Origin of the sequence: Viridibacillus sp. FSL H8-0110, from assembly GCF_038003565.1 — a bacterium.
Classification (GTDB): Bacteria; Bacillota; Bacilli; order Bacillales_A; family Planococcaceae; genus Viridibacillus; species Viridibacillus arenosi.
The window spans coordinates 2,591,948-2,604,999 of record NZ_JBBOPJ010000001.1 but is presented as its reverse complement, the minus strand read 5'-3'; the positions used below and the strand labels follow the sequence as shown (position 1 = coordinate 2,604,999).

The 13,052-nt window shown below is 32.0% G+C and carries 15 protein-coding genes and 1 pseudogene; 12 read left to right on the top strand and 4 right to left on the bottom strand.

Annotated elements, in window-relative coordinates:
* Nucleotides 1–265: 265 nt before the first annotated feature.
* Entirely contained in the window at nt 266–658 is a 393-nt protein-coding gene (locus MHH98_RS13010; protein ID WP_038191254.1) for a hypothetical protein, read from the bottom strand.
* Between the two features lie 423 nt (nt 659–1,081).
* Nucleotides 1,082–1,711 carry a LysE family translocator gene (locus MHH98_RS13005; protein WP_340713046.1) on the bottom strand — a complete coding sequence of 210 codons (630 nt, stop codon included), beginning with the start codon at nt 1,709–1,711 and terminating at the stop codon, nt 1,082–1,084.
* A gap of 416 nt (nt 1,712–2,127) precedes the next feature.
* On the opposite strand from MHH98_RS13005, the pseudogene MHH98_RS13000 reads away from it, so the two are divergent.
* The 7 genes and pseudogenes from MHH98_RS13000 to MHH98_RS12970 form a co-directional block, all read left to right on the top strand.
* Nucleotides 2,128–2,656, top strand: a pseudogene (locus tag MHH98_RS13000) (zinc-binding dehydrogenase); the annotation flags it as partial.
* Nucleotides 2,657–2,952: 296 nt separating this feature from the next.
* On the top strand, nt 2,953–3,657 hold the full coding sequence (locus MHH98_RS12995) for a lantibiotic protection ABC transporter ATP-binding subunit (RefSeq protein WP_038191258.1): 705 nt from the start codon (nt 2,953–2,955) through the stop codon (nt 3,655–3,657).
* Nucleotides 3,658–3,659: 2 nt separating this feature from the next.
* On the top strand, nt 3,660–4,412 hold the full coding sequence (locus MHH98_RS12990) for a lantibiotic immunity ABC transporter MutE/EpiE family permease subunit (RefSeq protein WP_038191266.1): 753 nt from the start codon (nt 3,660–3,662) through the stop codon (nt 4,410–4,412).
* Entirely contained in the window at nt 4,409–5,110 is a 702-nt protein-coding gene (locus MHH98_RS12985) for a BsaG family lantibiotic immunity ABC transporter permease subunit (RefSeq protein ID WP_038191268.1), read from the top strand. The genes MHH98_RS12990 and MHH98_RS12985 overlap by 4 nt, the downstream gene beginning before the upstream one ends.
* Nucleotides 5,103–5,798, top strand: coding sequence for a response regulator transcription factor (locus MHH98_RS12980; protein WP_038191270.1), 696 nt, complete (start codon nt 5,103–5,105; stop codon nt 5,796–5,798). The genes MHH98_RS12985 and MHH98_RS12980 overlap by 8 nt, the downstream gene beginning before the upstream one ends.
* Entirely contained in the window at nt 5,783–7,180 is a 1,398-nt protein-coding gene (locus tag MHH98_RS12975) for a HAMP domain-containing sensor histidine kinase (RefSeq protein ID WP_076035536.1), read from the top strand. The genes MHH98_RS12980 and MHH98_RS12975 overlap by 16 nt, the downstream gene beginning before the upstream one ends.
* A 171-nt stretch (nt 7,181–7,351) precedes the next feature.
* Nucleotides 7,352–7,939: a histidine phosphatase family protein gene (locus MHH98_RS12970; protein WP_076035535.1), complete on the top strand. Its 588-nt coding sequence runs from the start codon at nt 7,352–7,354 to the stop codon at nt 7,937–7,939.
* Between the two features lie 250 nt (nt 7,940–8,189).
* Here the strand turns inward: MHH98_RS12970 and MHH98_RS12965 are convergent, their stop codons facing one another.
* Nucleotides 8,190–8,360: a hypothetical protein gene (locus MHH98_RS12965; RefSeq protein WP_235175789.1), complete on the bottom strand. Its 171-nt coding sequence runs from the start codon at nt 8,358–8,360 to the stop codon at nt 8,190–8,192.
* A gap of 216 nt (nt 8,361–8,576) precedes the next feature.
* On the opposite strand from MHH98_RS12965, the gene MHH98_RS12960 reads away from it, so the two are divergent.
* The 4 genes from MHH98_RS12960 (at nt 8,577) to catA (ending at nt 11,427) form a co-directional block, all read left to right on the top strand.
* Nucleotides 8,577–8,807, top strand: coding sequence for a hypothetical protein (locus MHH98_RS12960; RefSeq protein WP_038191278.1), 231 nt, complete (start codon nt 8,577–8,579; stop codon nt 8,805–8,807).
* Nucleotides 8,808–8,990: 183 nt separating this feature from the next.
* Complete coding sequence (locus tag MHH98_RS22115; RefSeq protein ID WP_076035392.1) at nt 8,991–9,278, top strand: TIGR04104 family putative zinc finger protein; 288 nt, start codon at nt 8,991–8,993, stop codon at nt 9,276–9,278.
* A 256-nt stretch (nt 9,279–9,534) separates the two neighbouring features.
* Nucleotides 9,535–10,485, top strand: coding sequence for a DNA/RNA non-specific endonuclease (locus tag MHH98_RS12955; RefSeq protein ID WP_340711300.1), 951 nt, complete (start codon nt 9,535–9,537; stop codon nt 10,483–10,485).
* A gap of 294 nt (nt 10,486–10,779) precedes the next feature.
* Nucleotides 10,780–11,427 carry a type A chloramphenicol O-acetyltransferase gene (gene catA, locus MHH98_RS12950; protein WP_038191303.1) on the top strand — a complete coding sequence of 216 codons (648 nt, stop codon included), beginning with the start codon at nt 10,780–10,782 and terminating at the stop codon, nt 11,425–11,427.
* A 262-nt stretch (nt 11,428–11,689) separates the two neighbouring features.
* Here the strand turns inward: catA and MHH98_RS12945 are convergent, their stop codons facing one another.
* Nucleotides 11,690–12,160 carry a DinB family protein gene (locus MHH98_RS12945; RefSeq protein WP_038191305.1) on the bottom strand — a complete coding sequence of 157 codons (471 nt, stop codon included), beginning with the start codon at nt 12,158–12,160 and terminating at the stop codon, nt 11,690–11,692.
* Nucleotides 12,161–12,519: 359 nt separating this feature from the next.
* Here MHH98_RS12945 and MHH98_RS12940 point away from each other — a divergent pair, with 359 nt between their 5' ends.
* Entirely contained in the window at nt 12,520–13,008 is a 489-nt protein-coding gene (locus MHH98_RS12940; protein ID WP_038191313.1) for a YjdJ family protein, read from the top strand.
* Nucleotides 13,009–13,052: the final 44 nt, after the last annotated feature.

Genomic DNA, 13,052 nt, shown 5'->3' with positions numbered 1-13,052 from the left:
GCTCGAGTTGAACCTGAATAAAGTGTAGATTTGTAAAAAAGCTTGATTTTATATTAGGGATTTTTGTTACTATCAATATTGAGATTGTGAAAGAATGTACTTAAACTAACGGGGCAGTTTAATTTAAGTGTAATTATTCACTATCTGTATTTTTAAAAGTCCTTATCCTCCACACAAAAATACTCACCCCACATGAAAAAGGAGAATGAATTCATTATGAAATCATCCCCTCAAAGTTTGAAAATGCTTATACTGATATTACTCATCAATGACGCGCTAAACGTTTTTCAAAATCCGCCTTAAACAACAGAATAGCATCAATATTTACAGCAAAATCGTGGTCACTGATATTAAAATTAGTAATAAACTCGTCAGATCGCTCACGAACCATAATTGTCGGACGGATATTGTCTCCAATAGCGTCCTGAGTTACAGCACTTCCATAGAAATACCAGTTAGTTTCAGTAGGGGCATTTGCTGCATTCTTAGATAAGTCATTTTTTATTATTTCGCATAAATTATCCATAAAATCTTCATTAAGCTTAATGTTTTTTCCATACTCACCAACATCAGATATATCAGCATATCCATACCAAATATTCCTGCTTGTTCGCTTTCCGTCATTTGAAGTGTATGTTTCATCAAACAAAATCTTCATTTTCATTACCCTCCGATAATATAAAATTTCTTCATACTATTATACACCTTTTGTCATAAGGAAAGAAAACTCTTATGACATGGGCTGTCTATACAAACAGGAAACTTGCCTAACTCTTAAGAGTTAGTGAGACTAACAGCAAGTTTGTTACCACGGAGGGTTAAGTAAGGGAAATATTCATGACCAGATTCAAGAAGTAATTTCATATTAAAATTCTAGAACTTTCTTCAGCAATCGAGTACTTTACTTGAAGAAAAAGGTTACTTTAAACAGATATACCAATGCGGAATTTTAAATTTTATCACTACATTGAATGAATATCTGAAAGATATTGTGCAGTAAAAGAACTAATATTAATTAAGAAAAAGTCCCTTCATATTTGAAAGGACTTTTTATTTGGGGGCATTGTTTTATTTTACAAGTTTAATGGGGAGCTTTAGTTTGAAGTAGCTTTAATCCCATACAAATAAATAGCATTCCTGTTATCTTATACAGGACTATTCCCACCTTTTGGTTTCCTCTTAGTTTTTTAGTAATGTAAGAAGAGAAATAAGCAACAAATAAACACCACAGTAGTCCAGTTGTAGTAAAAGTAAGCCCTAATATTAAGAAAGGAATAGGACCTGATGCTTTAACATCTATAAACTGCGGAAGAAAAGCAATAAAAAATAACGAAACTTTGGGATTCGTTAGACTTGTTAAAAGTCCTTGTATATAAATTCTTCTTAAGTTTAATTTAGTTGATGACGCTTCAAAACCTATGTTTGATTTATCAAGTATCATTTTAATTCCTAAATAAACGAGATAGATAACACCAATAATCTTAATGGTATTAAATAATACAATAGATTTTGTAAGTATGAGTGATAAACCAAAAGAAACTAATAACGTATGAACTAAGGAGCCAGTAATAATACCAAACACAGAATAAATACCAGCTCTTCTACCTTGTGAAATACTTCTACCAACAATATACATAGTGTCCGCACCAGGGATTAGATTCAATAAAATCCCAGTTAATAAAAACATTTCATAATTAATAATACCGTACATTTAGCACCTCTATCTCTTTTTTTGGGGTGCCCTTATCGATGTTAAAGTAAATGAAAGAAAAATAAAAGCTTTTTTTAGATGGATCAGCGAAAAAAAGTTTAAAATGATGAGTGATCTACTGAACATTTTGAGGATTAATAAATATGGTGTAAGCCGCTTTTAATTGTGAATATCTAAGAATTTGTGAAGAATCGCACTTAAACTAACGGGTGCTTTACTTCAATAAGGAGTAGAGCCTTTTTCTTCTTGAACTAACGGGGCAGGTTAGTTTAAGAAGGGAAGAAAATGCTGCTAAATTTAAAGGATACTTCTATAGTGTAAAGAACTTATTTAAAGTAATAGTAACCATAAAATTTGAGGTGCAAAAAATGAATATTCAATTTTATGATATAGGATCAGTAAATGAAAAGGATTTAAATGATGTCCTTTTGGTCAATGCTTGCGGTTCAGCTATTGGACACATTTTTGCTCAGTTATCAAAAGTTCTGGGCTTCCGATTAATTGCGATAACCCGGAATGATAAATATTCAAAGGATTTACTAAAGCTCGGTGCTTCTTGTGTGATTAATACCTTTGACTGGTGGGGATGGAGTCGATGCAACTATTGATTCAATTGGAGGACCAGATGGTAACGACTTAGCATTTTGCGTTCGTTCTAAAGGTGCTTTCTTAACTTTAGGTCTTTTATCAGGAATCCAAGTGGATTTGGCCGAGATTACAAATGAGACAAAAGTGAATGCAAAATTATTTCATTTACGGCATTGGAATAAAAGAGTCTCAGCAAATGAATGGCAGGAGACATTTAACCACTTAATTACATTGATTAGAGATAAAAAAATAAGGCTGATGAGACCTGAATCATATTGCAACTTATCGGAAATAAGTGAAGCCATTCGGATTGGTGAATCTTCGGATGGACATCAAGGCAAGGTGATTTTAACAAATGGAAGAGCTGCTTATTCCGTTAAAGGGCGCATATCTGGAATAAAGAAATGCGTTTTGTATTGCAGAATCTGAATAACATACTCGAAAATAGGACTTATTTAAAGTCATATATAATTTCAGAATTAAAATCCATTTTGATCAATCTTTTCAAGATGGATTTTTTTCATGCTGAAATTTGAGCTTAACTGAAAAATGATAAGTCATTTCTTATTTGTCCTTATTAAAAATACATTCCTTATAGTTTCTTGATATTTATTTTCTATACTTGTATTAAATAAAGATAAGGGGTTGTAATAATGGCTAATTACATTTTAGAAACAAGACATTTAGAAAAGAAATTCAAAAACGAAAAAGTGCTGTCAGACATAAACCTGCATGTGAATTATGGAGAAATTTATGGTCTTCTCGGACTAAACGGTGCTGGTAAATCCACACTAATGAAAATAATAAGTGGAATTTTCCAAAAAACAAATGGTGAAGTGCTATTTGAGGGTGATAAGTGGAAAAGAGATGATTTAAAAAAGATTGGATCACTCATAGAAGGTCCTGCTATATATGGCAATCTAAGTGCGTACGACAATTTAAAAATCTTTTGTTTACAGGAAGGTATTCCTTTTGAGGAAATTAGTGAAGTTTTAAAAAAAGTAAATCTTTCTAATACAGGTAAGAAAAAGACAAAAGAGTTCTCTTTAGGAATGAAACAAAGGTTAGGAATTGCTCTAGCTTTAATAAAAAAACCAGTATTTCTAGTTTTGGATGAACCAGCAAATGGATTAGATCCGGCAGGAATAAGAGAATTAAGACACCTTTTGAACGAGTTAAAGAAAGATGGTGTTACAACCATGATTTCTAGTCATATTTTAAATGAAATACAAATCTTATCAGATACCATTGGTATTATTCATAATGGCAAGTTGGAATATCAAAATAAATTTAATCACCAAGATAGCCTTGAAGACTTGTTCTTTGAAATTACTTCAGGCATTAGAAAGGACGTATAAGTATGTCTAATTTTATTCAAGCTGAATTATTAAAAATGAAATCATCTTTATCGAAGAAATTACTTTTAGCTATTCCAATTTTCTTTCTAGCCTTTGCTATTTTTTCAAATATATATGCGGAGCAACAGCCGTCTACAAATGTTTTTTTAACAATTATTTATAATCTTTGGCCTATATTTTTCCTGCCTGTGGGTTTGGCTATGGCATGTGGGATGAATATTAATCAAGAGAAAAAAATTGGTGATTATAAAAACGTTTTGTCAAACAACATATCTTTATCCAAAATGTTTTTTTCTAAAGTTGTTGTAATTTTAATTTACCAATGTATCTCGGCAGTATTGATAGCTGCTGCGTCTATATTGGGTTCATTGCTAATATATAATGAATTGCCAATCATACCCCAAGTAATTATGACAACAGCGTTCATAATGATTGTTGCTTTACCATTAATTCCTTTCAGTTTAATTGTAAGCAAGTATATCGGTGTACTTATGACGACTCTAATAAACCTGATTGGTGCCGTCGGCTCAGTGTTTATCGCTTTAAAATCTTATTTTTGGGTTCTTCCTGGTGGAAGTATGTTAAGGGTACCAGCGGAAACAATGGGAATCCATCCTAATGGTACACCCATTGAAAACTTCAATTTAGTACCAGACTTTCATGTTTTAGCTATAGCTATGGGAGTTAGTGTGGTATATTTCCTAATTTTAATGTGGTTATCCAATAAAATTTTTAAAAGGAAGATGTATATATGAAATATTTAAATGTTATGCTTTATAAAATGGCAAAATCCTTTTGGTTTCTTATAATGATTTTAGCTCCTATTATATATGGTGTTAGCTTATATTTATATCTTGAGAGGTATGATTCTCTAAACCATATATTCGTTGACTATACGGTCTATTTTAATAGTGCAATACCATTTGGTATTTCGCTCATGATAAGTCTGTATGTTAGATACGAAGAACAGATAGGACACTTCAATCACCTTTTACAGTTGCGAAGCAGAAAAGAGTGGAGTACGGATTTAATCTTGGTAAGTTTAGGTTCGGTTATGTTCAGTACATTAGTTAGTTGCATACCATTATGGATGCTTATTGGTAATCATTTCACAGGGGATATTTTATTATATTCAATTTTAACAACGATATTTTCTTTACCTGTTATAATTATTTTATGGTTCATAGCAATAAAAATAAATACAAGTGTATGTCTCGGTATGGGAATCTTTTTCAGTATATTTATTATCTATTTTGGTGCAAACAGTTTAGGGGATTCCATATGGCAGTACATACCTTTACTGTATGGCACAAGATATTTACATCTGCTAACCATTGGTGACTATGGATATTCCACTTTGGTGTGGGGGCTATATACTAGTGTGAGTGTGATTTTATTCGTAGCATTTGTAATATGGTTTAATAAATGGGAGGGGAGGACAATTAGTGAATAAGAAAATATTGATTGCGGAAGACGAAGAAGATATGAGACAGATACTCTCGCTTCATCTGACTTCCAAGGGGTATATAGTTTCGGAAGCAAAAGATGGCATAGAAGCGATTGATAAAGCAGAAGCAGATGTTGACTTAATTCTGCTGGATATCATGATGCCAGGGTATGATGGATTAGAAGTGTGCAAACAAATTCGTAATCAAGTAATTTGCCCAATAATATTCATTAGTGCTGCTTCAGATTATATGAATAAGATGAAGGCATTTTCTTTAGGAGGAGATGACTTTATATCTAAACCTTTCTCCTTGAAGCTGTTAACATATAAGGTTGAAGCCTTATTTAAAATGAGAGAACGTCTTCTGCAAAAACATGATGAAAGTAAACGAAAAAAAATATTGATTGACGACCTAGTTGTTGATATAACTTCACGAGAGATTATGCATAATAAAAAGGTGATCCCCTTTACTAAAAAAGAATTTGATTTATTGGTCTTGTTGCTTTCATCGCCAAAGCAGGTTTTTACCAAAGAACATATATATGAGCGTATAAGTGGAATTGATGGACAAGGAGATGCAAGTTCTGTAGTGGAGCATATTAAAAATATAAGAAGTAAATTATTGTCTGCCGGTTTTCCTGAAAATTATCTACAAACAGTTTGGGGAATAGGGTACCAATGGAACAGTCAATAATCAAGGATATAAGAAGGTTATATATCAAAAGCATAATATGGACTATTATAATGAGTGTATTTACAATTATTATTTCAATTTTGGTTATTTTTGCAACTATTGAACGGACAGCTAATAATAGTGAAAAACTAGTTCATAAACAGAGCAAAAGCATGACGGATCATCCATCCGAATATATGAAGTCGTCTAAATTCAATGAGATGAAAAGGAATTTGAAAAAGAATGATATCATCCTAAACAAATTTAGCCCCAATGGTGAGTTTATTGATGGTAGTGAAAATTTCAGTGGTTTATTTCAGGGAGTAAATGTTGTTGATATGTTTAATAGTGCTCATTTTTACAAAGATTACTATCATCTCGTCCAGCCAATAGTAATTGAAAATCAAATTAAAGGACTTTGGGTTTATTCTTATCAGATAAAAAGTCGGCATTCTGTTTCTCGCTATATTATGTTTGGGTTAATAAGTATCACTTTAATATCACCGATTATTTATTTCATTATATTTTCGAGATCCTTTATTAATAAGCTTTATTATTCCGTAAAAGCTCCTTTGGAGGAGTTATTAAATGCGTCGATTATGATTAAAAATAAAAATTTGGAATTTAACCTTAGTTATAATAGTAATAATGAAATTGGCGAATTAACACAGTCATTTAGACAAATGCAAGGAGAACTAAAGAAGTCCTTATATAAAAATTGGCAACACGACTCAGAGTGGGCAGTTATGATGTCTAGCTTGTCACACGATCTAAAAACACCTGCTACACTCATTGCTTTAAGTACTGAAATGTTAAATAATGTGGACGATTTAACACCTAATCAACAATTACAGATAGATATTATAAATAGAAACGTCTTAAAGGTAAATAATATATTAGAAAGTATGGGACAAGCAAGTAATATCAAGGATCCAACACTGATTTATGATGTTACATCTATTGATGAATTAATCAAAGACGTGGAAAATGATTTTATTCACTTAATGGAAAAGAAAAATATTCAATATGAGCATAATTTGAAAATAAATAATCACGTGGAAATTCCTTACCTAAAGGTCAATCGAATCTTAGAGAATCTTTTTGCCAATGCTATTCAATATACGCCGGAAAATGGAAAAATTCGTTTTTTTGTTAAGGAAAAAGGCAATTACATTCATTTCGCCATTGAGGATTCGGGAGTGGGAATAGAAAAGGAACACCGTGATTTGGTGTTTTCCAAACACTTTAGGGAAGATAGATCAAGATCTAATTCGTTGGGTAACGCTGGTTTAGGTTTGTTTATTACTAAAAAACTTGTTGATGAACTATACGGAAACATTGAAGTTGTAGATCCCTTAGTGTTATCGGGGGCACGTATTGAATTTAATATTCCGTATAAGTAATCTTTCCCTTTTTAAGTATGTAAACTTAAAAAGTTATAAATCTACAGATCCTATACGGAAGCCTAATTTCTCTCTAAAAGAAGGAGGAATTAGGCTTCTTTATTCTTCATTATTTTCAATATTTCACAAAAGGATGAATACAATACATTTATCATTGGGGGAAAATATAGTATGAGTACATTTGTTTATATGGTGAGACACGGTGAGTCGCCAAAAGAAGGAAATGAAAGAACAAGAGGATTAACCGAAAAAGGTTATTTAGATGCTCAACGAGTAACTGACATAATGAAAGATGAAGAAGTTGATGCAGTTGTTTCAAGTCCATACGTACGCTCAATTTTAACTGTTGAAAAGTTAGCTCAACAAATAGGGCGAAAAGTTTTAGTGTTTGAAGATTTAAAAGAGAGGATATTTTCTTCTGAAGACAATAGAGTATCTGATAAGGAATTGTTTCCACTTTTGGAGAAGTCATTTTCCGAAACAAATTTCTCTTTAGAGGGAGGAGAATCAAATGCTGATTGTCAAAGAAGAGCTATCAAAGTCTTAAAAGAACTATTAGATACCTTTAGAGATAAAAAAGTAGTGATAGGTACTCACGGGGCAGTTATGACCTTGATGATGGGACATTTCGATAGCACTTATGACTTGAATTTTTTACATAGCACATCAAAACCTGATATTTATAGAATGGAATTCAATGAACAGGAACTAGTGAATGTTCAAAGACTATGGGGTGTAAATATTGGTGTTAACCAATAAAAACTAATTTTTGTTATTGAACTAACGGGGGCTTTAGTAAAAGAAGAAAGGGTTCTACATATTAGTCATATCTAATATGTAGAACCCTTTAATTTTTCTATTTTTTTAAAAATTAGGTCTTGATAAAATTTATATCCCTCTCCTTTTTGTTTTACTAAATATCTTACTTCTGTAGTTGAAGATTTTTAAGTTATTCATCTTGTTTCTAATGAAATAAGGTAGTATGAGAGTGCTTGGCTCAGAGCCTCTGTTAATACTTATTAGCTTCAAAATAATTGGGTTCCTCAGGATAATATAGATCTTTACGTAAGCAGACATCTCGATGGGTGAGTGTTTCACCTTTAAAACGAATCCAAATTTCATCGTCTGCCATGACTCCATGTGTTTTACGTACAATGCCCCAGCGATTATAAGATTGCATATCCAGTGAAGCCAGTAATTCTTTTGCGTTGACCCGAGTAGGAGGGAAGGTTGAGATTGTGAAAGAATGTACTTAAACTAATGGAGCAGTTTAGTTTAATAAGCTATATTAGTATAAATATGGTAAGGTTTAGTAAAATTGAAAGAAACAATAACTTAAACGTAGTTTGTTCAACTTCCTCTATTGAACCAAGTGCATTATTTAGGGGGTTTTTAAATGGAGAAAATCTTAGTGAAAACAGGGATATATTCATTTGTTGTTTCTTTCTTCTTATTAGTAGTTTTTATGAAAATAGAAGAAAGCACAACTGATGTAGAGGGGATGACTTCATTTGTTGTAACACCTTATCCAGAGTTTTTCTTTAATATTTTTAGATATTCTATAATCACTTCAATCATTGCAGTTCTACTTGTATGTGTTTATATACTATCAAATAAGAAAAAATAGTAACAAAATCAAAAGATGTATTTTACTTTATAGACAATGTGAAGAAATGTACTTAAAGTAACGGGTGCTTTACTTGAAGAACATTGAGTTGCAATGCAGCTCTTTTTTTCTCTTTGTGCTAACGGTGCAGGTTAATAAATCAACGCTAAGAAGATTTAAAAATTATAATGGAGGTGATTAGCTTTGCAAAAATGCGAGAAATGCAATGCACATTTTAGTTGGAGTGAAATCTATAAATCCTTTTGGAGGAATTATAAACCGATCAAATGTAACGAATGCGATACAACGCATAAGATAACAATACCAAGCAGATTAATCTTTGTCTCATTCACTATTCTTCCAATGCTCATTTTTGGTTATTCCCTGCCCCCTTTTAGCAATGGTCTTGTGATACTTGGCATAGCTATTTTTATTTTTATAATTGGTTCTTTGTTGGCACCTTTTCTTGTTACTTATAAGAAGTCTTTGTGAACTAATGTACTTAAGCTAACGGGTGCTTTACTTGAAGATCATTGAGTTGCATACTAAATTTTATATTTGAAAAATATAATGCATTGGATTCTACTAATCTTTATTGGAATTTAATACTACATACTTCGAACTAATTATCTACTCTAATAAAATTAATATTGTAATATACTATTATAAATAGGTTAACAATGTTAATTTATGTTTTATTCAAAGAGCTCTAGAATGAACAGTAAAAAATACTATAAGGAGTCCTAAAATGAAAAAGAAAATAAACTATTTAATCTTACTTTTAACTGCCATCTTTATAGTTGGTTGTACTAACGTAGAAGATGCATCCGTTGCAGATAAAGAAACAGATTCACAAGAAGTAACCACAGTTAATACAAATAATAATGGAAAAGAAGAAACAATCACTACGGATGATGAGCCAGTAATAGAGGAAACACCAACCCAATCAAAAAATGACAAGTTCGCAGGATACAAATTTATTGAAGTTGATGGTGGTGATTTGTCAGGACATCGCGAACCTAACGTCGTCGTTGACATTGGTTTTGGGAACCGTAAGTACTATTCTTTCACCAACGAATATGGCCAAGTAATCCGTGTCATTGCTGACGAAATCGTTCTACAAGATGACGATAACGAACCTGTAACATCGTCTGGCAGATACTACAATGATGAAGCAAAAGTTCCTGGTGTAGAAAGTTCAGATTTAGATGAAGGACATATCATTGCAGATTCTCTCGGGGGGGTATCCAATGCTTACAATATTACTCCACAAGAAAGTACGCTTAACCGACATGGTGATCAAGCATATATGGAAGATGCCATTCGTAAAGCTGGTGGAGCTACTAATTTTGAAGCAATTATCACATATCCTAATACGGAAACGCATATTCCTTCTCATTATAAGTACACTTACACTTTAAAAGGGAATAAGATTGTAGATGAGTTTGATAACGGCAACCCTGATGAGATAAATAAATCTCTAGGCTTAACTGAAAGTAAATCAACTAACTCAAATAAGTCAACTAGTTCTAATAAGTCGAATGGCACTGAAGATATTTCAAGTGTTGATACAAACGGTAATGGACAGGTGACGATTAAAGAAGCAAAAGCAGCAGGTTTTAGTATGCCAATAACGAGTGATCATTGGTTATACCCATATATGCAAGATAATGATAAGGACGGTATGGTAGGTGAGTAAGCCCCTAGAACTTTGAGGCAAAATAAATGAACGAAAGAACAGTTTCCTCGTGGGTGTCTGTACTCACTAACAAGTGCTTTACTTGAAGATCATTGAGTTGCATATACAGCTCTTTTTTCTTTATTGAACTAACGGGGCAGGTTAGTTGAAGAAAGTAATATCTGTAAGTTGATTTTAGTCTAGAAATACTGGATAATGTTGTGGTATAAATTAGTTTACAAAAGGATGACTGTCATGAAAAAAGCAGAGGAAATAGCCTCCTAAATCCAATAAAACATATTAGGAGGCGTTGTAATGAAATTTAATATAATTGATCGTGAAAATTGGAATCGAAAAGAGTACTTTGAGCACTATTTACAACAACAAACAACATTCAGTATAACGAATGAAATTAATATTACTGTTCTTATGAAGAACTTAAAGAAGAAGAATTATAAGTTATATCCTGCGTTTATTTTTATGATTACAAAAATAGTTAATTCCCATCGAGAATTTAGAACCAGTTTTAACCCAGAAGGGAATTTAGGTTATTGGTCAGAAATATTGCCTTCTTATACAATTTTTGATAAGAAGACATACACATTTTCTAGCATCTGGTCACCAAATGTAAGTAGGTTTTCTGAATTTCATTCTCAGTATGAAAAAGATGTAGAAGAATACAATGGTACGGGTAGTTTATTTCCAAAGACTCCTATACCAGATAATAATATTCCGATATCTATGATCCCTTGGAGTTCTTTTACAGCATTTAATTTAAATATTAATAATGGTGGAGATTTTCTCTTACCCATAATAACTGGGGGTAAATATTCTCAAATAAAAGATGAATTGTTCTTACCTGTGTCGTTACAAATTCATCATGCTGTTTGTGATGGTTATCATGCAAGTGTTTTTATGAATGAATTACAAAGGTTTGCTGATGAAAGTGCAGACTGGCTCTAGTTGTTCATTGGGAAAATTTCTAAAAGGGGAACTGTGAAAGCAGTTCCTTTTTTTATAGAATTACAACCAAATTTTTGAATAAATGTACTTAAGCTAACTGGTGCTTTTCTTCAAGAAGGAGTGAAGCTTTTTTCTTATTGAACTAAAAGGGGCAATTTAGTTGAATAAGAGAAGGAGAGTTTTTATGTCGCATTTGACACAAAATGCGTAGTAACTAAAAAAGAAAAGGCGCATCACCTAAGTGATCACACCTTGAGATAAATTAATCCCAAACACGTACTCTTGGAACCCTTGCCATTCTCAAGTAATCCAGCAATTGGCCAGTATGGACTGATTCATGATAGGCGACTCTTAGCAACATGTCTCCCAAACTTCTTATGTAACCTGAATCAGAACGATCAATTTTAATACTTGTTAAATCTTCTTCAGAAAATGACTTAATAGTTTCTATGAAGTCATTTCTAAATGGTTCTGCTAATTTCAATTCCTCATTTACAGTGGTAAAAGGTTGTTTTTCGAAAGGAGAATCAAAGACTGCCAGACTACCTTGATTTTGGATAGCTAGATGGTAATAAAGTTCACTTTCTAAAACATGCCTAATCATCTCTATACAAGTCATTGCTTCGTCATCGGGTTTCCAATGTAGTATTTCTTGGGGAATAGATGTCCAAACCTTAGTACTTCTTCTTCGTACTTCGTTGAAATTTAAAAGAATTAAATCAATTGAGTTCATAATTTATTCTCCTTTAATTGGTATGTATTAAATATACATGAATGAACGTTCGAATAAAAGAGAGCGATTTTGGTTAAAACATTACGTCACAGTTCGACCAAAATACGTAATAGAAGAGAAGGTTCTTGTTCAACTAAAAGGGCAGTTTAGTCGAATAAGAATTGTAACATTATTCCATATAATTCGTCTTAATGACTAGTAGGTAAAAAGGAGTGATGTTCTTTTTATTAAGTTATTGGACTAACTGAGTAGGTTTATGAAAGATAGCAACTTTAATTAATTTCATTAGAAACACCGTAATCTATATTGAAATGAAAAGTTATTTACGAAATCTTAATAAAATTATTGGGAGGATAAAATTGTTTAAGTATATGTTACAACTCATCATTGGAATTTTTACTTTAGCGGTATCAACAATTATAGCTTGGTATGAGGGAAGTGCCATTATAGAAAATTCGTTGGAATGGAAGTATTCATCACCGTTTACCGAGTTATTTAACATTGAGATTACGAATGGGCGTGATATTAGCCAACTCGATTATTTTGTTTATGCAGTTAAATTTCAACCATTATTTCCTGTTATTATGATAGTTAGTTTACTCTACATTCTGAGTGTAATTGGCTATTATCTAATAAAACATCATTCTAAATGGGCTATAGGCTTTTGGGGATTTACAGGTTGTATATGTATATTACTTAGTGGTTTAATTTTTAATTCGCCAACAATTGGAGGAAGAATCTTTTTCTGGATGTCTTCAATAAGTGGAATTTTAAGTATGACAGTTTCAGTTATAGTTTGGTTAAGAAATTACAAGCAAAAACTAACTGTTAACACAAATAAAATGTAAACTAAAAGTTTGTAAGAAATGTACTTAAAGTAATGGAGGAGAAA

What these genes read in the sequence shown, in the direction of transcription:
- MHH98_RS13010 (WP_038191254.1), bottom strand. Translation starts at nt 658, where the DNA reads ATGAAGATTTTGTTTGATGAAACATACACTTCAAATGACGGAAAGCGA.
- MHH98_RS12995 (WP_038191258.1), top strand. Translation starts at nt 2,953, where the DNA reads ATGGCTAATTACATTTTAGAAACAAGACATTTAGAAAAGAAATTCAAA.
- MHH98_RS13005 (WP_340713046.1), bottom strand. Translation starts at nt 1,711, where the DNA reads ATGTACGGTATTATTAATTATGAAATGTTTTTATTAACTGGGATTTTA.
- MHH98_RS12975 (WP_076035536.1), top strand. Translation starts at nt 5,783, where the DNA reads ATGGAACAGTCAATAATCAAGGATATAAGAAGGTTATATATCAAAAGC.
- catA (WP_038191303.1), top strand. Translation starts at nt 10,780, where the DNA reads ATGAAATTTAATATAATTGATCGTGAAAATTGGAATCGAAAAGAGTAC.
- MHH98_RS12960 (WP_038191278.1), top strand. Translation starts at nt 8,577, where the DNA reads ATGGAGAAAATCTTAGTGAAAACAGGGATATATTCATTTGTTGTTTCT.
- MHH98_RS12990 (WP_038191266.1), top strand. Translation starts at nt 3,660, where the DNA reads ATGTCTAATTTTATTCAAGCTGAATTATTAAAAATGAAATCATCTTTA.
- MHH98_RS12965 (WP_235175789.1), bottom strand. Translation starts at nt 8,360, where the DNA reads ATGCAATCTTATAATCGCTGGGGCATTGTACGTAAAACACATGGAGTC.
- MHH98_RS12970 (WP_076035535.1), top strand. Translation starts at nt 7,352, where the DNA reads ATGAGTACATTTGTTTATATGGTGAGACACGGTGAGTCGCCAAAAGAA.
- MHH98_RS12955 (WP_340711300.1), top strand. Translation starts at nt 9,535, where the DNA reads ATGAAAAAGAAAATAAACTATTTAATCTTACTTTTAACTGCCATCTTT.
- MHH98_RS12985 (WP_038191268.1), top strand. Translation starts at nt 4,409, where the DNA reads ATGAAATATTTAAATGTTATGCTTTATAAAATGGCAAAATCCTTTTGG.
- MHH98_RS12945 (WP_038191305.1), bottom strand. Translation starts at nt 12,160, where the DNA reads ATGAACTCAATTGATTTAATTCTTTTAAATTTCAACGAAGTACGAAGA.